Source organism: Streptomyces pseudoechinosporeus, from assembly GCF_054783935.1.
Window position 1 is genome coordinate 154,089 of sequence record NZ_BAAGPS010000011.1, and the last position, 17,120, is coordinate 171,208.

Genomic DNA, 17,120 nt, shown 5'->3' on the forward strand with positions numbered 1-17,120 from the left:
CGACGATCAAGACTTACAGCTGCCGTGTCAGAGGGCGCTTTCGCCCGATGCTTTATCCAGAACTCCAATTGAGTAGCCGTACTCAGGCGCACGGCTGTCCGTCCGCTTCAGCATGGTGACCATGTTGAGGTGGGTCGTGGACCTTGGATTGGCGGTCCTGTTTTCAGGGCTCGAAGTGGCGGCACTGGTTGCCTTCTGGTTCGTCGAAGGCCTGAAGAAGTGGGCTGCCAATGGAGGGCCCGTTCCCGGTGCGGCGAGCCGGTTCTTCCTGGTGAGTGTGGGGCCGACGTCCTTGGCGGCGATCAGCTACGGCTTCTATTGGGCTGACCTGCGAGTGGCCAGCGCGTCTCAGGCAGTCTTGGCTGCGCTTCTCGCTTTGCTGCTGGTCCTGAGTGCAGGAAGTGCATGCGGCAAGCGGATGGGCCGTTATCGATTACGGCGCCGTCTTCGCCGAGAACGTCGCCGCTGGCACGAGTCCCAGCGCGAAGGCATTTGACAGTTATCGGCTCCGCTCCGCCGCGACTGGTGGCGGTGCCGACACCTCGAATCTCGTCGAACCTCTCAGGCTTCCGGGCAATTCGGTCGACTCGTCCGCGCGGCCGAAGCAGCCCCGCTGGAGAGCGTCGAGCGGCTCATCCTGCCGGGCCGCCCGGCGGCGCGTCTCCAGAGCGTTCGTGAGGGCGTTCTTGGACTTCAGGTCCGGCCGGAGCGGCAGCCGCCCTCATCCTGCACTCCGAGCACGCCTCTGCCCTCTCGGCGGAGAACAGGTGCCGATACACGGTCACCTGCTTCCGCCCGATGCCACAAAGCGTGGCGTCCCCCGCCAACGCATGTTCCGCGGCCGAAGCGGCGGTCTCTCGGCACGCGGCAAAGGGCGCCGGTACGCGCGCGGCGGTGAACGACCAGCGTTGACGACGACGGTTCGACATGGACATCACCCTGACACGTGGACCCAGCGTGTGAGTGGGTGAACCTCGAGATCGAGGCGGCTTCAACGACCCGCTCACCGCGCGCCCGAACTAACCGTCCAGGGCAGTGAGTGCCTGGGTGACGAGCCCGCGCGCGGCGGCGCCGTGGACCGCGGCGGCGGACAGTCCTTGGAAGGCGCGGAGGTAGAGATCGACCTGTCCCGGCTCACTGAGCGTCGCGGCGGCGTCGAGGGAGTCGGCGTGCACGCGCGCGTCGTCGAAGACGGTGAAGGTCGCCATCGGCCAGATGTCGCGATCTGCCGTTAAGGGGATCACGCCCACGGAGACCGACGGCAGTGCCATCGCGGAGAGCAGGTGACCGAGCTGCGCGGCCATCGTGTCGGCGTCACCGATCCGGTAACGGAGTACCGACTCCTCCAGGACGATCGCGAACCGGTGGTCGCCCTCGCGAATCACGGAGTTGCGGCGCATGCGTGCCTCCACCGCCTCGCTCACGTCGTCCGGTGTCCCTCGGAAGGTGGCGATGGACCTGAGGAGTGCGGTGGCGTACCCCGGCGTCTGGAGAAAGCCGGGGACGACGTCCGAGCAGTACACCCGGAAGTGCCGTGTGCGCTGGTAGAGAGTGGCGCCTGACTCCTGAAGGCGACGCAGGCCGGTGCGCTGGAGGCGCCGCCACTCGACGTACATCTCCGCCGACTGCCGATTGGCGGCGATGAGATCCGGCGCCTGCCCGGCCGCACCGCACGCCTCACACCAGGCCCGTATGTCCGCGTCCGACGGCGGCGTCCGGGCGTTCTCGATCCGTGAGGACTTCGACTCGTGCCAGGAGCAGCGCACGGCCAGCTCACGCTTCGTCAGCCCGGCGTCCAGGCGGATGTCCCGCAGACGCGCGGCGAGTGCCTCGCGGGCCTGCTGGACGTTGGACGACGGGGGGGAAGACATGAGCCGGCCGATCGGTCAGATGCTGTACTGGTCGTGTGGGACGGCGCGTTCCCAGACCGCTTCGAAGGCGGCGGCGAGGTGCTTGATCAGCGCCTGGTTCTCGATGAACTCGTCGTCGACCACGGCCCCGTCGCCGTCGAAGTGGTGCACGCATGCCAGCCGGTCGTCGAAGAGCCAGAAGTCGTTGCCCGGGAGGGACAGGTCCGTCGTCTGGCGGCGGGGCAGCCAGCGGACGTCCTCGCCGGCCTCGATCAACTCCCGCGTGACGTAGTGCTCCCAGGATGTACTCGCTCACCGGCTCCGAGATGACGCGCGCCCGGCGGATCACCACGCCCCTGCTGACCGCGTCCGCAATTGTCTGGTCGTACGGGTGCCACCAGGAGGCGCGATCCTCCCAGTTGATCCGGTCGCCGCGTCGCCATGCTTCGAAGCGCTCGGTGGGGGCGTAGGCGTCGCGCATCTCCAGATGCACGGCGGAGTGATCGCAAGCAGCCAGGAGATCAGCGAACGTGGGCACGCTCGACGGCATCGCATGCCTCCCTGATCATCGGGATCATCCGGGCCGGGATACGAATGATCGCTTCGTCGTCCGGCACCGGATCGTGCGCCGGTGACGTACTCGTACCGCGTTCTCCTGGTGCGCCGCTGTGGCTGCTTCTGCCACCGCCGGGATGGAGGTGCTTCGTAACTGCGCCCCTGCACGTGTGCTGCCACTGGCCAGGCCGATAACCGAGGTCGGCGCTGCTACGTCGCCGTCAGTGCGGTGACCAACTCATCCAGGCTGTCTGAACGCCAATTGAAGGTGTCGGTGCTCTTCGGAGGGTCCCCGACTGGTCGCTGAACGTAGGCGGTTCGCATTCCTGCCGCCTGGGCTCCGCGAAGGTCCCAGGCGTGGGCGGCGACCATCAGCACGCGCTCCGGTGGACATCCTGCCGCGTCGATCGCGAGCCGGTAGACCTCCGGTGCGGGCTTGTAGGCCCGGGCATCCTCGGCGGACAACGCCTGGTGCCAGCGCAGCCCGGCGTATGCGTTGAGACGGAGCAGCGTCGCGCGACTGGCGTTGGAGAGCCCCAGTACAGGAAATCGCCGCGCGAGGCGCGTGAGTCCGGTGACGGAGTCGTTCCAGGGCTTCAGGCGCTGACTCGCGGTAGTCAGTCGCTCGATGGCCGCCGGGTCGGTGAGTCCGGCACGGTCGGCTACGCGTTGAGCTGCCTCGCGGTCGATGATCTCGGTGTTGGCGTATGCCCGGCTTCGTTCTTCGATACGTTGCTGCTCGTGCTTGACATGCTCATGCCACACGGTGAGCAGATGGTCGACCGACGCATCGTCGGACGCGGGCACCGCGTCGCGAATGGCCGCTCGAAGTCCGCCTGGCTCGTCGACCATCGTTCCGAGGACGTCGAAGACGACGACCTCGATGTCCCATGCATCGGCCATCCGGTGGTCTCCTGCTGAGGGTGTACGGACGCGACGTAGCCTGCCACATTGGAACTCCGCTGTGGCGGGCCGCACTTGGGCCGCCGTACCGGCGGAAGGGGACGCGTCGGGATGTCCGCTCAGCGGGGCACGTCCACTCGAGGGGTGTCCGGCTGTAGTTGTGACACCTGCTGGGCGATCTGTCACATTCCCTGACACGCCTGCCGGTGGGCAGCCGGGCCGCATCTGTGACGCCGATCGATAGTTGGCCGTCTCGATCCGTAGTTGGCCATCGCCCCGTTTCGACTGCCCAAGGCAGGCCCAAGCGCCTGTCGGGGGCTCAGCCGCTCGTCTTTGTTCGGTGACCCGTGTCACACCCGGCTCCTGTCAGCAATCGGGGCGCCGTCTCGTTCAAGGGGCACGCGAACGAGACAGGAGCAACGTCATGAAGCACCGCATCGTCGTACTCGGCGCTGGATACGCCGGGGCCTTCGCCGCCGGAAACCTGGCCCGCCGACTCTCCCCCGCCGACACCGAGATCACCGTCGTCAACGCCGTGCCCGACTTCGTCGAGCGGATGCGGCTCCACCAGCTCGCGATCGGCCAGGACCTCGCGTTCCGCAAGCTCGCCGACGTATTCGCGGGCACCGGGGTGCGGCTGCGCCTGGCGCGCGTCACCGGCGTCGACCCCGAGCGCAGGACCGTCGCCGTGACCGGCGAGGACGGCGACGGCGAGCTCGCGTACGACACGCTTCTCTACGCGCTCGGCAGCTCCGTCGCCCACCATGGCGTCCCCGGCGTGGCCGAGTACGCCTTCGATGTGACCGGCCGGTCCTCGGCGCTGCGTCTGCGCGAGCGCCTGGTCGGCCTGGGCGAGGGCGGCACCGTGCTGGTCGTCGGTGAGGGGCTGACCGGCATCGAGACCGCCACCGAGTTCGCCGAGTCCCGACCCGACCTCTCGGTCGCGCTCGCCGCCCGCGGCGAGCTGGGCGCCTGGCTCTCCCCGAAGGCCCGCCGCCACCTGCGCCAGGCTTTCGACCGGCTCGGCATCACCGTCCACGAGCACACCGGCATCGAAGCCGTCGAGCCGACACGGGCGATCGCCGCCGACGGCACGTCCATCCCGGCCGACGTGACCGTGTGGTCGGCCGGGTTCGCCGTGCACCCCATCGCGGCCGCCAGCGGCCTGGAGGTCGCCGAGACCGGCCAGATCCTCGTCGACCGCACCATGCGCTCGGTCTCGCATCCAGACGTCTACGCCGCCGGTGACTGTGCCTACGCGATCGGCGAGAACGGCCGGCCGCTGCCGATGTCCTGCGCCTCGGCCGGCTACACCAACATGCAGGCGACCGCCGCGATCATCGCGCGCCTGACGGGCAGCGAGGTCCCGACCACCGGGCTGAAGTACCACGGTAACCACATCAGCCTCGGTCGGCGGGACGCGATCTTCCAGATGGTGGACGGGGACGTCCGGTCGAAGTCCTGGTACCTGGGCGGCAAGGCCGCCGCGCGGCTCAAGTCGGGCGTGCTCAAGGGGGCCGGGTGGGGCATCGCCCACCCGACCTTCGGCATGCCGAAGCGCAAGCGCCGCCTGGCCACCGCGCCTGACCGGGTCGGTGTGAGGGTCGCCGCATAGGCTGTTCCGCATGGACAGTGCAGCCATCGATCGGTTCGAGGCCAGCCGGGGTCGGCTGGCCTCGCTCGCGTACCGGCTGCTCGGCTCGGCGGCCGACGCCGAGGACGCCGTGCAGGACGCGTTCCTGCGCTGGCAGGCCGCGGACCGGGAACGTATCGAGGTGCCGGAGGCGTGGCTGACCAAGGTCGTCACCAATCTCTGCCTCGACCGGCTCCGCTCGGCGCAGACGCGCCATGAGCGCGCTGTCGGAGACTGGCTGCCCGAGCCACTCCTCGAGGGCGACCCGATGCTCGGCCCTGCCGATACCTTCGAGCAGCGCGAATCGGTGTCCTTGGCCGTACTGACCCTCATGGAGCGCCTCTCGCCGGTCGAGCGGGCCGCTTACGTCCTGCGCGAGGCCTTCTCCTACCCCCACGCCGAGATCGCCGGGATCCTCGACATCACCGAGTCCGCGAGCCAGCAGCATGTCCACCGGGCCCGACGCCGGGTCGCCGCCGAGCGTCGCGGCGGCGACGAGGTGGACCCCGCGTCCGCGCGCCGGATCGTCGAGGAGTTCCTCGCCGCCGCCACGTCGGGGCGCACCGAACGGCTGGTGGCGATGCTCACCGCCGACGCGACCGCGGTCTCGGACGGCGCCGGACTGGCCAGGCGGCTGCTGCGGTACAAGACGCGCGAGCGCGTCGCCTCCTACGTGCGGGCCGGCTTCAAGCCCACTCCGGCGAAGCGGCGGCTGGCCGGCGGCTCCCCCGCGATGCACATCGTGCTGGTCAACGGCTCCCCGGCCGTCCTCGCCGTGGTCGACGACCGGGTCGTGGGCGCCGTGGCGTTCGAAGTCAGTGACGGCAAGGTCGCGTCCCTGCGCGGCATCGCCGCCGCGGACCGGCTCGCGCGCCTCAACGAGGCCTGGCGGCAGCACGAACCCGACGCTCCGGTCATCAACGCATGGTGACCAGAGCCACCGGAATCCAGTGACCTGAGTCGGAGCGAGGACGGCATCCCTTCGGCCCCCGCGCTGCACAGCAGCACGGGGGCCGAAGCACGTCGGTCTCCCGAATCAGACTCGGCCATGCAGTTCGGATCCCCGATGGCCAACTATCAGTCGACACAATGGCCAACTACGAATCGTCACGGAGGGCTGACCAGGGCGGATCCGAACGCCCCTGGCCACCTATCGCTCGAAGTGTGCGACACGAAGTCGCACCAGGTAAGTAAGGACAGCTGCATGAAGGGAAGTTGAGAGAGCTGGACTTCGGGCCAGTGTCCAGGCCCGTCCCCACGCTCACATGCGTCGCTGGTAACGGCGGGGTGTGAAGCTGAGCGTTCAAGCCCAAGGGCACCTCGGCCATCGAGGAGCCACAGGTGAGGGGAAGGCTGAGCGGACGAACGCGAGTGAACCCCTGACTATGCCTCGTGACGATAGAGCTGCGCGATGGTGTGCAAGCGGCAGTTGCAGGACCCGGCGCTGGAAGGTGCCAAGCGATCTCCGGCCAACTTTCGTCGGAGGACGGACACCGCTGGTCCCGGGGTAGAGGGGGCGTCCATCCCAGCCGTTTCTTACTGGTGCGGAACGTGGAAACCCCGTCGGGGTCCAGGCCCTGAGCCTGGTAGGCCGACCGCGAGGAAGGCTCAACTCCCCAGCGGGAGAAGGATGATCCAAGAAGCGAACGCCGGCGGGCCGAAAGACCAGAGGAAACCGGAAGAGAGACCTTCACGCTCTTCCGCATAACTCGCCGGATACGGGTCCCGGTGGCCCGGCCCGAAAGGGCGCCCACGTGGATCGGGTGAGCCTTCGAAGTCACCACTGCAAGGACGTCAGAACCAAGGGACAAGTTAGACACCGGAGGCGAACATGGAGATCACGGCAACGGCCGCGATGCTCCCGCCTGCGGCGAACGGACCCGAGGACGCGACCCTCGATTGGCACAGCATCGACTGGGCCGAATGCGAGGAAAACGTACGACGCCTGAGGCAGAGGATCTTCAAGGCGACGCAGGACAGGGACCTGAAGAAGGCCCGCAACTTACAGAAGCTCATGCTGCGGAGCCGCAGCAACACGCTGGTCAGCGTGAAGCGGGTGACACAGCAGAGCAGTGGTCGCAAGACCGCTGGCATCGACGGGGAACGAGCCCTCACGCCTGCGGCGAGGGGCAAGCTGGCAGCCGAACTCCATCGGTCGTCTCAGCCCTGGAGAGCCAGGCCGGTCAAGCGCGTGTTCATCCCCAAGAGCAACGGGAAACAGCGACCGCTCGGCATCCCGGTCATCCGTGACCGGGTCCTCCAGGCCCGCGTGAAGAACGCACTGGAGCCCGAGTGGGAAGCGCGGTTCGAGCCCAAGTCGTACGGCTTCCGGCCCGGCCGCAGCTGCCAGGACGCGATATCCGCGATCTTCTGGACGGTGAAGGGCAAGCACCCTAACCGTCTGTGGGTCCTCGACGCGGACCTGTCGGCGGCATTCGACCGCATCAACCACGACCACTTGATGACCATGCTCGGTCAGTTCCCCGCCAGGGACCTGATCCGCGGCTGGCTGAAGGCGGGCGTGATGGATCGCGGCCGGTTCGCGCCGACCGAGGAGGGAACTCCTCAGGGCGGTGTGATCAGCCCTCTGCTGCTGAACGTTGCCCTGCACGGATTGGAGCAGGCCGCGGGGTGCCAATACGCGGTGAAACGGGCCGGGCGGGAACCCGGCGCGGTCGCGGGCACCCCGGTACTGGTGAGGTATGCCGATGATTTCGTCGTGCTCTGCCACGACGAAGTCCAAGTGCAGCAGGTCAGGTCCCGGCTGGAGGACTGGCTGGCGCCGAGAGGTCTTCGTTTCAACGAGGAGAAGACCAAGGTCGTGCACCTCTCGAAGGGGTTCGACTTCCTCGGCTTCACCGTCCGCCGGACCGGGAACCAGCTGATCACCACGCCGAGCACAACGGCCTGCAAGAGGTTCCGGGAGCGGTTACGGACCGAGGTGCGGGGCCTGCGCGGCTCCAACGCCGAGGCCGTACTGCGCAAGCTCGTCCCGATCGTTCGCGGCTGGGCGGCTTACTACCGGGCGGTGTCGTCCTCGGAGGTCTTCTCCGCCCTGGACCACTACCTGTGGAGGCTCCTTTATAAGTGGGCCCGGCGGGCCCACCGAAAGAAGTCGAGGCACTGGGTCGTCGACCGGTACTTCGGCAGGTTCAACGAGTTCAGGAACAACCGGTGGGTGTTCGGTGACCGCGACAGCGGCACCTTCCTGCCCTACCTCTCCTGGACAAAGATCGTCCGCCACTACCCGGTCAAGGGCACGGCATCACCGGATGACCCTGCTCTCGCCGAGTACTGGCGCCAACGCCGCCGCCGCAAGGCGCCACCGCCGATGGACAAGGTCAGCTTGACCTTGGCGGCCCGGCAGAGGGGACTCTGTCCCCTCTGCAAACAGGCGCTGATCGTCGGAGCCGAATACGAACCGGACAGCCCACGCGAGTGGATCAACTGGTTCGCGGCGTCGAAGAAGATGCTTCACAAGCACCACTTCGTTTACCGGCGCGACGGCGGCTCGGACGAACGAACCAACCTCCGCCTCGTTCACGCCGACTGCCACCGCCAGCATCACGCAGGCGACGGCCGACGGACCGCATCAGTCTGTTGACCTGCGAAGCCCCAGGGGCTTGCTTGAGCCGTGTGCACTGCGAGGTGCAAGCACGGTTCTGAGGGGGCCGGGGTCCAGCAATGGGCTCCGGCTACCCGACCACAGCATCCGGGGAATTGCTGTACTGGTCGGCGGGGCGGTTGTCGGGACAGCCCACGCGGCGCGCAAATCCTCCAGGCCGTACACACATCGCGAGCCCATGACCCCTGTCCTGCAAAAAGCGTGAACAGGTAGGGGAAGGATGCCCTTCAGGCGCTCAAACGAGCACCGCGTGAACATGAGGGGAAGAACTGCTCACGCTGTGGGACTCAACACCTCCGTGCCGATCACCGCGCCCAGGGCTCAGACCCCGCCGTCGCCACCAGCCCGCCATACGGCACGTCCGTGGGCGCGACCGGAACCCCAACGTGAGCGGCGACCAGTCACCCCGAACCCGCACGCACCCACCCGCGACCTCACCCCCTCAACCGCCGGACGCCAACGCCTCACACATCCAGCAAATCCCGCGCCCGAACCACCGCCCCCGTCTCGAACGACCGATTAGCCGCCAGCCCCGTGACCAGCGACCGTGCCCCATCCGCCGCGTCCGCCGCGCGGCCCAGGTCATCCGGGTCGTCCGTCCGCGGGCCGAACAGGTCCGCCAGCATGCGGACGTCCCCGCCTCCGTGCCCGCCCGCGCCGGTCGCGACCTTCACCTCGCGCGGCCGTTCCCAGAAGCGGCGCAGCAGCAGCTCGGTGCGGCCCGCCTCCTCGCCGACCGCCGAGCCGTGCATGACAGGACTCGAGCCCTCCGACCCGACGACGTCCGGACGAACCCACGTCGTCTCCTCCACCAGCAGCTCCAGCCGCCCCGAACTCCCGTTGAACGAAACCCGGTAGCCCTCCCAAGGGGCGTACGCCGTCAGGTGGTACGTCAGGGTCGCGCCCGAGGCGTACCGCACGAGTACCGCCATGTCGTCCTCAATGCTCACGCCGGGCCCGAAGACGTTCTGGTCGCGGTGGTAGCCGTCCTCCCCCTCGGCGTCGAGATACAGCGAGCGAAGCACGGGCGAGTCCGCGAGGCGTACGGCGAAGGGGTCGCCGTCGGCGGCGGGGGCGCCATGAGCCCGCGTATACGAGCGCGCAAGTCCACGCCGCCGCCCCGCACTCTCCCCGTAGAAGAAGAGACCGCCTTGCGCGAAGACCGTCTCGGGCGACGTCCCCAACCACCAGTTCACCAGGTCGAAATGGTGAGTCGCCTTATGGACCATCAGGCCACCGGAGTTCGCCTTGTCCCGATGCCACCGGCGGAAGTAGTCCGCACCGTGCCGCAGATCGAGCAGCCACTCGAAGTGCACGGAGCCGACCTCGCCGATCTCACCGGCGGCAATGCACTGACGTACGGCCGAATGCACCGGGTTGTAACGGTAGTTGAAGGCGACCCGCACTTCGCGGCCCGTGCGTCGCTGAGCGTCCAGGATGCGCCGGGCCCGCGAGGCGTCCGTGGTCATCGGCTTCTCCGTGACCACGTCGCAGCCCGCCTCCAGAGCCCGCACGATGTAGTGATCGTGAGTGCGGTCCATGCTGCACACCACGACCAGATCGACGCGCTCCTCACGAAGCATCAGCTCGAAGTCCTCGGCCGCGTACGCCGGTACGGGCGCCCGGCCGGGGTGCTCGGCCGCGAGCCAGTCGTTGTGGACGGCCATGCGGTGCGCGTTGACATCGCAGAAGCCCACCAGCTCGATCCGGTCCGCGTACGGGCCTGACAGCGCCCGGGTGAAGAGCTGGGCCCGTGCGCCAAGCCCCACCACGGCACAGCGGCGGCGGTGTGCGGTGTCAACGGTCGGTCGCATTCCGTTTCTCCTTGCACAGGTCTTGTTCTGACATCCGGACGTTACCTAGGGTCGGCCAGGGTGCAAGCGCTTTCTAGCAGAAGAGCTGAAAGAACTGAGAGAGGTGACTCTGCGTATGCCCGGAAACAGGACAACGAGGTCCTGCATGACGGTCGCCGTGCTGGCACTCTGTGCGGCACTCACCGGCTGTACGGGATCCGGCGACTCGGTCGGCGGCGGCAAGGTCGTGCTCCGTTACACCTGGTGGGGCAACCCGGACCGGGCAGCCCGCACCGAGGAGGCCGTCGCGCTGTTCGAGGAACGGAACCCCGGCATCGACATCCAGACCTCGTTCTCGGGATACGACGCGTACAAGCAGAAGCTGGCCACGCAGGCCGCCGGCGGTGACGCCCCGGACGTGATGCAGCTCGACTACCGCATGATCGACCAATACGCGTCCGGCGGTGTCCTCCTGGACCTCGCGAAGCAGAAGTCCGCGCTGAGCACCGCGGACATCGACAAGGGCCTGCTGGCCACGGGCGTGGTGGACGGCAAGCAGTACGCGATCCCCCAGGCGCGCGGCACCGAGACCATCGTGTACGACACGAAGCAGTGGAAGGCCGCCGGAGTCGAGCTGCCCCGCGAGGGCTGGACCTGGAGCGACTGGGCCGACTCCATGCGCGCCCTCGCCGAGAAGACGGGCAAGCCCGGCGGCACCGATCCGGGATGGAGCGAGGACGCCTTCGAGGTCTGGCTGCGCGGCCAGGGCAAGTCCCTGTACACCAAGGACGGGAAACTCGGCTTCACCGCCGACGACTTGACGCGCTACTGGACCTTTACGGACGGACTGCGCCGGGAGGGGGCCGTCTCACCGGCCGAGGAGACCACCCAGCTCGACGGCACCGTCGAGAACACCCCGCTCGGGCGCGGCGGCAAGGCCCTCTCCGACAACAACTGGGACGCCCCGTCCAGCGGCTTCCTGGCCCTCGTCCCGACCGGAGTCACCCTCGCCCCCATGCCGTCCGGCGAGGACGGCACGCCCGGCCAGTACTTCAAGCCGTCGATGTTCATGGGCATCGCGGACAGCTCCGGCCACCCGAAGCAGGCTGCCCAGTTCATCGACTTCATGCTGAACGACATGGACGCGGCGAAGATCCTCGGCGCGACCCGTGGCATCCCCGTCAACGAGGTGATCCGCGAGGAGATCGCACCCGAGCTCAAGGACTTCGACAAGACGGTCGCCGACTTCCAAGCCTCCCTGGACGGCGACCTCAACGACCCACCCCAGGCGCCCCCTTCGGGCGACAGCGCCCTGCAGACCACCTTCCAGCGCGATTACGACCAGGTGTCGTTCGGGCAGATGTCGCCCCGCGAGGCGGCCGAGGACTACGTCACCGAAGCGAAGGCGGAGCTGAGGTCATGACCACCACCGAGATGCCGACGGCCGTACGAACCCGGCAGACCGCCACCGGAAAGAAGCCCCCGCGCCGCCAACGCGAGGGCGCCGCCTGGGTGTTCCTCTCCCCATGGGTCCTCGGCGCGGCCGTGCTGACGCTGCTCCCGATGGCGGTCTCGCTCTATCTCTCCTTCACCGACTACGACTTGTTCAACCCGCCGCAGTGGGTGGGCCTGCGCAACTACACGCAGATGTTCACCGAGGACCCGCGCTACTGGCGCTCGGTCGTCGCGACCCTCACGTACGTCGTGATCGCCGTGCCCCTCCAACTCGGCCTCGCCCTGGTCGTGGCGCTCGCCCTGAAGTCCATGCGGCGCGGACGCGGCTTCTACCGCTCGGCCTTCTACGCGCCCTCCCTGCTCGGCGCGTCCATGTCCATCGCCCTCGTATGGCGGGCCGTCTTCAACGACGGCGGCACGGTCGACAACCTGCTGGGTACTGGGGGTTGGGTCAACCAGCCGGGCTGGGCGCTGTTCGCCGTCGCTCTGCTGACGGTGTGGCAGTTCGGCGCACCGATGGTCATCTTCCTGGCCGGACTCCAGCAGATCCCGGGGGAGTTGTACGAGGCGGCGGCCGTGGACGGGGCGAGCCGATGGCGGCAGTTCCTGTCCATCACCGTGCCCATGCTGTCCCCGGTGATCTTCTTCAATCTCGTACTCCAGACCATCCAGGCCTTCCAGGTCTTCACCCCCGCCTTCGCGATCAGCGCGGGCAAGGGCGGCCCGGCCGACTCCACGCTCTTCTACACCCTCTACCTCTACGACCGCGGCTTCGTCGCCTCGCACATGGGCTACGCCTCCGCGATGGCCTGGACCCTGCTCATCGTGATCGGCGCCGTCACAGCCGTACTGTTCCGGACCTCGCGCTCCTGGGTCTTCTACGCGTCCGAGGGGGACCGATGACCACCTCCACCGCCGCAACTCCCGCCGCCCGCAAGCCCATTGCCTGGCGGCGCATCGCCCTGCACGCCAGCTGTCTCGCCGCGCTCCTGGTCATGCTGTACCCGCTGGCCTGGCTGCTCGCGACCTCCGTCAAGCCCGCCGACGAGGTGATCGCCAGCCTCAACCTGCTGCCCAGCAGCCTGGAATGGTCCAACTACTCGACCGCCCTGGAGGGAGTGAACGACGTCTCCGTGTGGCGGCTGCTCGGCAACTCGCTGTTCATCGCGGGCGGCGCCGTCATCGGCAACGTACTGAGCTGCTCCCTCGCCGCGTACGCCTTCGCGCGGCTGCGCTTCCGCTTCCGCGGGCCGCTGTTCGCGTTCATGATCGCGACGATCATGCTGCCGCACCACGCCGTACTGATCCCGCAGTACATCATCTTCAACCAGCTCGGCATGGTGAACACGTACTGGCCGCTGATCCTGCCCAAGTTCCTTGCCACGGAGGCGTTCTTCGTCTTCCTCATCGTGCAGTTCATGCGAGGGCTGCCGCGTGAGCTGGAGGAGGCGGCGCGGATCGACGGCTGTGGGCCGTTCCGCAGCTTCTTCCTCGTCATCCTGCCGCTGACCCGGCCCGCGCTCATCACCACCGCGATCTTCACCTTCATCTGGACCTGGAACGACTTCTTCACCCAGCTGATCTATCTCTTCTCGCCGGAGAAGTTCACGCTCACGCTGGCACTCCGGCAGTTCGTGGACGCCTCCAGCCAGTCGGCCTTCGGCCCGATGTTCGCGATGTCGGTGATCGCGCTGCTGCCGATCGTGCTGTTCTTCCTCGCCTTCCAGCGCTTCCTGGTCGAGGGCATGGCGAACTCCGGGATCAAGGGGTGAGCGCCGGGCAGGCCCGCGAGACGGGCGAGATCTTCGGACCGCGGATGACCCTGTTCGCGGATGTGCTGAGTGTGGGGGTCTGTACGGCGCTGGTGTCGCTGCCGGTCGTCACGCTTCCGGCGGCGCTGTCGACGGCGTGCGCGGTGCTGCGTGGCGCGCGGGAGGACCAACCGGCCACGGCGGGACGGTACTTGGCGCTGCTGCGGCAGCGGCTGCGGGCCGGGGACCTCGCGGCCGGTGTGCTGTCCGCGGCGGGTGTATTGCTGCTGCTGGCGGACTTGGCGCTGGCTCGGGCGGGGTTGCCGGGCGCGCCGCTCTTCGCCGCCATCGCCGCGCTCATCGGTGCGTACGCCACTGTCGTCGGCCTGCGCGCCTGCGCCCGCCCCGAGTCCCTCACCGACTGGCGCGCGGCGGTGCGCGAGGCGGCCCGGGACTCCGTACGGGACGTCGGTGGCTCCGGCCTCGTACTCCTCGCCGTGGCGGCAGCCGCGCTCTGCGCGTGGATGCTGCTGCCGCTGGCGTTCCTGGCACCGGGACCGTTGGCGCTGGCGCTGACAGCGATCGACGTACGGCTGTCTTCCGGGGCCTCTCGAACGGGGTCTGCATGATGGGCCGTAGAACCTTCCTCGCCTCCACCACGGGCGCCGCCACTGCCGCGAGTGCGGCCGTGGGGCAGGGAACTGCCTTTGCAGACACGGGAGTTGATGGGGATGAGGACGTGGACTTCCTGGCCTTTCTCACCACGGCCGCGGACACCCGCGCCAGGTCGGTTCTCGACGAGTACGCCACCTACCTCACCGAGCTGCGCGACAAAGGCAAGGCCCGCTCCTCCGCCCGCGCGCTCCGCACTCTCACCTCGGTCTACGTGCACGCACCTTCGGCGTACCACCACGACGAGGCGTTGCTCGGCCCGCTGGAAACGCTCGCGGACACGCTGGCCGAGGAGCAGTTCGACGACGGGCTCTGGGACCAGGGCGCGGCCCACTCGCCGCCGGACACCGCGTTCTCGATCGTCGACCTGAATCTGGCGTACAGCCTGCTCGACGAGGACGGTCACCGGCCGACCGCGAAGCTGCGGGCGACCGTCGAGCGGATTCTGCGCGCGGCGGGCCCGGGGCTCGCCACCGGTGGGCTGCACACGGCGAACCACCGCTGGCTGGTGTGCGCGGCGCTGGCCCGCATCCACCGCCGTTGGCCCGACCCTGCGTATGCGCGGCGTATCGACGCCTGGCTCGCCGAAGGCATCGACCAGCTGGCGGGCGGTGAGTACAGCGAGCGCAGTCCCACCTACTCGGCTGTGGTGACCAATCCGGCCCTCCTGACCCTCGCCCGCCACCACGGACGCCGGGACCTCTACGCGGTCGTGCGCAAGAACCTCGCCGCCACCTTGTACGTCATCGAGCCCAACGGCGAGGTGGAGTCGGTCCATTCGCGCCGCCAGGACCAGACGGTCCTGCGGTACCTTCCCGAATTCTGGCTCCAGTACCGGGAGTTGGCGATCCGCGACGGCGACGGGCGGTTCGCGGCGGTGGCCGCGCTGCTGGAGGAGCGGGGAGCCGGCCAGACCTTCGGCGAGACCCCGCCGGGAGACCGGCTCGCCGAGGTCCTCGACCGGCCCGAGCTGGCCCGCAAGCTGCCCCAAGTCGCCGAGTTGCCCACGGACTTCGAACACCACGACGAGAGCTGCGCCCTGGTGCGCGTACGACGGGGCGACGCCACCGCGAGCATCTACGGCGGCACCGACTTCCCCGACGTGCACGCCATTTCGTCGGGCCTGTCCACCAACCCCACGTTCTTCAAGATGCGCAAGGGAGGGGCCATCCTCGACTCCCTCCGCCTGGCCCCGCAGTTCTTCTCGCTCGGCCACTTCCGGGCGGAGAACCTGGAGCGCACGGACGGCGGCTGGCGGCTCACCGCCGAGGTCCGCGCCGCCTACCACCAGCCGCTGCCCCCACAGCACCGCCGCCGCGACGGTCTCTACCCGCTCACCGACGACGGCCGCTTCTGGTCGGCCATGGACTTCCCGCACCGGCCGAAGGAGTACCGCACGCTGCGTACCGAAGTGCTGGTGAAGGAGGCGGGGGACAGCTCCTGGACACTGGACGTCGAACTGGCCGGCTCCGAGGTGCCGTTCGCCCTGGAACTCTGCTTCCGCCGCGGCGGCACCCTGACCGGCGACGGCCTGGAACCCGTCACCGACTCCCCGGACACGTACCAGCTCGTCCGCGGAGAAGCCACGTACACCGTCGGCGACGACCGCATCACCTTCGGCCCCGGCAACGGCAAGGGTGGCAAACAGCCGCCGGTGGTGGACGCGGGGGAGCGCTACTCCTGGATGAGCGGTTCGCTCACACCGGACGGGATACGGGTGCTGATCACCGGGAGGTCTCCGCTGACGTACCGGCTGAACCTGCGCTGACGGCCAAGCCGTACTTCTCGCTGACCCGGTGGATCTCCTCCACCGGGTACGGGGTCTCCCTGCTCTCGTCATGGAACGTGCGGTCGAAGCCCGACACCACCGCGGCCAGCGGTGCCCAGCGGGCGATGATCGCCGCCGCCGCGTCGGGGATTCCCGTGAGGCGCTCGCCCCGGGCGCAGGCGCGCACCGCTGCCTCGCGCTCCTCCCGTTCGTAGCCGTACCGGTCCTTGAGTAGCCAGTTCACCAGCCAGGTCATCGTGTAGGCGCGGTCGTAGACGCGGTGCCGGTCGTAGAAGGCGGCGTGGCTCGGCGACAGGTCGAAGCGGGAGGAGAGCGAGAGCCCGAAGTCGGTGAAGTACAGGCGACGGCCGTCGGTGAGGATGTTCCGGAAGTGGGCGTCGAAGTGCAGGAGCCCGCGCGTGTTCATGAAGGAGACGCCCGCCTCCAGTTCCCGCTCCACCAGGGAGCAGGCCTCGTTCGCGTCCTCCGTGCGCATCCGTTCGCCCAGCCAGGTGTGCAGGGTCTGCGGGATGTACTCCAGGAACAGCGCGACGCTCGCCGATGACCGGCCGAGCGCCTCGATCCGGTGGCGTACCTCCGGCCCGCCTCCCCAGTAGGCGACGGCCCGGTCCATATCGGCCAGGTCCTCGGGAAGGGGCTGCGCCGGGTCCGGCAGCACGCGCCAGTGGTACATCAACGGGAAGCCCTGGTGCTCGTCCCCGAGCACCCAGTTGGTGGTCATGATGTGCACGGCGAGCTCCCGCCAGATCCCGAAGCCCGCCCCGCCGATGGCACCGATGCCGTACTGACAGAAGGCGGGCAGCCCGAACAGGTTCGCCGTGGACCGGACGTTCTCCGGCAGCGACTCCAGGTCGGTGAGCGGCACCCGCTTCACGAACACCGGGCGTCCGGCGACCTGCATCAGTACCGACTTGCCGCCGATGCCGGAGCCCAACGGCACGGCGGCGTCCACCAGTTCACGCAGCCGTTGATCACTGCACAGGGCGAGCGTTGTGGAGACGGCGCTGTGGGCGGCCAGCCGGGCTCCGCGTGACATGTCAGGGGACTCTGTCTCCGCCATTACCGCGCCCACCCGTCTCCTGGCATGACCGCCA

At 68.6% G+C, this 17,120-nt stretch carries 13 protein-coding genes and 1 pseudogene; 9 read left to right on the forward strand and 5 right to left on the reverse strand.

Annotated elements, in window-relative coordinates; translation table 11 throughout:
- The first annotated feature begins 136 nt into the window (after positions 1-136).
- A complete protein-coding gene (locus ACYVO6_RS17165) occupies positions 137-496 on the forward strand; it encodes a hypothetical protein (RefSeq protein ID WP_461062147.1) in 360 nt (119 codons plus the stop codon).
- 523 nt (positions 497-1,019) lie between these two features.
- On the opposite strand, the gene ACYVO6_RS17170 is transcribed toward ACYVO6_RS17165, so the two are convergent.
- From ACYVO6_RS17170 to ACYVO6_RS17180, 3 genes and pseudogenes are all read right to left on the reverse strand, one after another.
- On the reverse strand, positions 1,020-1,871 hold the full coding sequence (locus ACYVO6_RS17170; RefSeq protein ID WP_461062149.1) for a helix-turn-helix domain-containing protein: 852 nt from the start codon (positions 1,869-1,871) through the stop codon (positions 1,020-1,022).
- A 15-nt stretch (positions 1,872-1,886) separates the two neighbouring features.
- Positions 1,887-2,400 (reverse strand): annotated as a pseudogene (locus ACYVO6_RS17175) (DUF6879 family protein).
- Positions 2,401-2,615: 215 nt separating this feature from the next.
- On the reverse strand, positions 2,616-3,308 hold the full coding sequence (locus tag ACYVO6_RS17180) for a haloacid dehalogenase type II (RefSeq protein ID WP_461062151.1): 693 nt from the start codon (positions 3,306-3,308) through the stop codon (positions 2,616-2,618).
- A gap of 424 nt (positions 3,309-3,732) precedes the next feature.
- On the opposite strand from ACYVO6_RS17180, the gene ACYVO6_RS17185 reads away from it, so the two are divergent.
- The 3 genes from ACYVO6_RS17185 to ltrA all read left to right on the forward strand — a co-directional run bounded on the left by ACYVO6_RS17185 (position 3,733) and on the right by ltrA (position 8,545).
- Complete coding sequence (locus ACYVO6_RS17185) at positions 3,733-4,923, forward strand: NAD(P)/FAD-dependent oxidoreductase (RefSeq protein WP_461062153.1); 1,191 nt, start codon at positions 3,733-3,735, stop codon at positions 4,921-4,923.
- Positions 4,924-4,933: 10 nt separating this feature from the next.
- Positions 4,934-5,872: a sigma-70 family RNA polymerase sigma factor gene (locus ACYVO6_RS17190; protein ID WP_461062155.1), complete on the forward strand. Its 939-nt coding sequence runs from the start codon at positions 4,934-4,936 to the stop codon at positions 5,870-5,872.
- A gap of 900 nt (positions 5,873-6,772) precedes the next feature.
- Positions 6,773-8,545, forward strand: a complete 1,773-nt coding sequence (gene ltrA / locus ACYVO6_RS17195) for a group II intron reverse transcriptase/maturase (RefSeq protein ID WP_461062157.1) — start codon at positions 6,773-6,775, stop codon at positions 8,543-8,545.
- Between the two features lie 485 nt (positions 8,546-9,030).
- Here the strand turns inward: ltrA and ACYVO6_RS17200 are convergent, their stop codons facing one another.
- Positions 9,031-10,380, reverse strand: a complete 1,350-nt coding sequence (locus ACYVO6_RS17200; protein ID WP_461062159.1) for a Gfo/Idh/MocA family protein — start codon at positions 10,378-10,380, stop codon at positions 9,031-9,033.
- A 115-nt stretch (positions 10,381-10,495) separates the two neighbouring features.
- Here ACYVO6_RS17200 and ACYVO6_RS17205 point away from each other — a divergent pair, with 115 nt between their 5' ends.
- From ACYVO6_RS17205 to ACYVO6_RS17225, 5 genes are read left to right on the forward strand one after another with little or no spacing between them, the layout of a single operon-like run.
- A complete protein-coding gene (locus ACYVO6_RS17205; protein WP_461062161.1) occupies positions 10,496-11,782 on the forward strand; it encodes an ABC transporter substrate-binding protein in 1,287 nt (428 codons plus the stop codon).
- Complete coding sequence (locus ACYVO6_RS17210; protein ID WP_461062162.1) at positions 11,779-12,717, forward strand: carbohydrate ABC transporter permease; 939 nt, start codon at positions 11,779-11,781, stop codon at positions 12,715-12,717. Before ACYVO6_RS17205 ends, ACYVO6_RS17210 begins: the two co-directional genes overlap by 4 nt.
- Positions 12,714-13,586, forward strand: a complete 873-nt coding sequence (locus ACYVO6_RS17215) for a carbohydrate ABC transporter permease (RefSeq protein ID WP_461062163.1) — start codon at positions 12,714-12,716, stop codon at positions 13,584-13,586. Before ACYVO6_RS17210 ends, ACYVO6_RS17215 begins: the two co-directional genes overlap by 4 nt.
- A 44-nt stretch (positions 13,587-13,630) precedes the next feature.
- Positions 13,631-14,194 carry a hypothetical protein gene (locus tag ACYVO6_RS17220; RefSeq protein WP_461062329.1) on the forward strand — a complete coding sequence of 188 codons (564 nt, stop codon included), beginning with the start codon at positions 13,631-13,633 and terminating at the stop codon, positions 14,192-14,194.
- Positions 14,191-16,005: a hypothetical protein gene (locus ACYVO6_RS17225; protein ID WP_461062164.1), complete on the forward strand. Its 1,815-nt coding sequence runs from the start codon at positions 14,191-14,193 to the stop codon at positions 16,003-16,005. Before ACYVO6_RS17220 ends, ACYVO6_RS17225 begins: the two co-directional genes overlap by 4 nt.
- On the opposite strand, the gene ACYVO6_RS17230 is transcribed toward ACYVO6_RS17225, so the two are convergent.
- A complete protein-coding gene (locus ACYVO6_RS17230; protein ID WP_461062165.1) occupies positions 15,962-17,062 on the reverse strand; it encodes a BUD32 family EKC/KEOPS complex subunit in 1,101 nt (366 codons plus the stop codon). The two genes, ACYVO6_RS17225 and ACYVO6_RS17230, sit on opposite strands and share 44 nt — an antisense overlap.
- Positions 17,063-17,120: the final 58 nt, after the last annotated feature.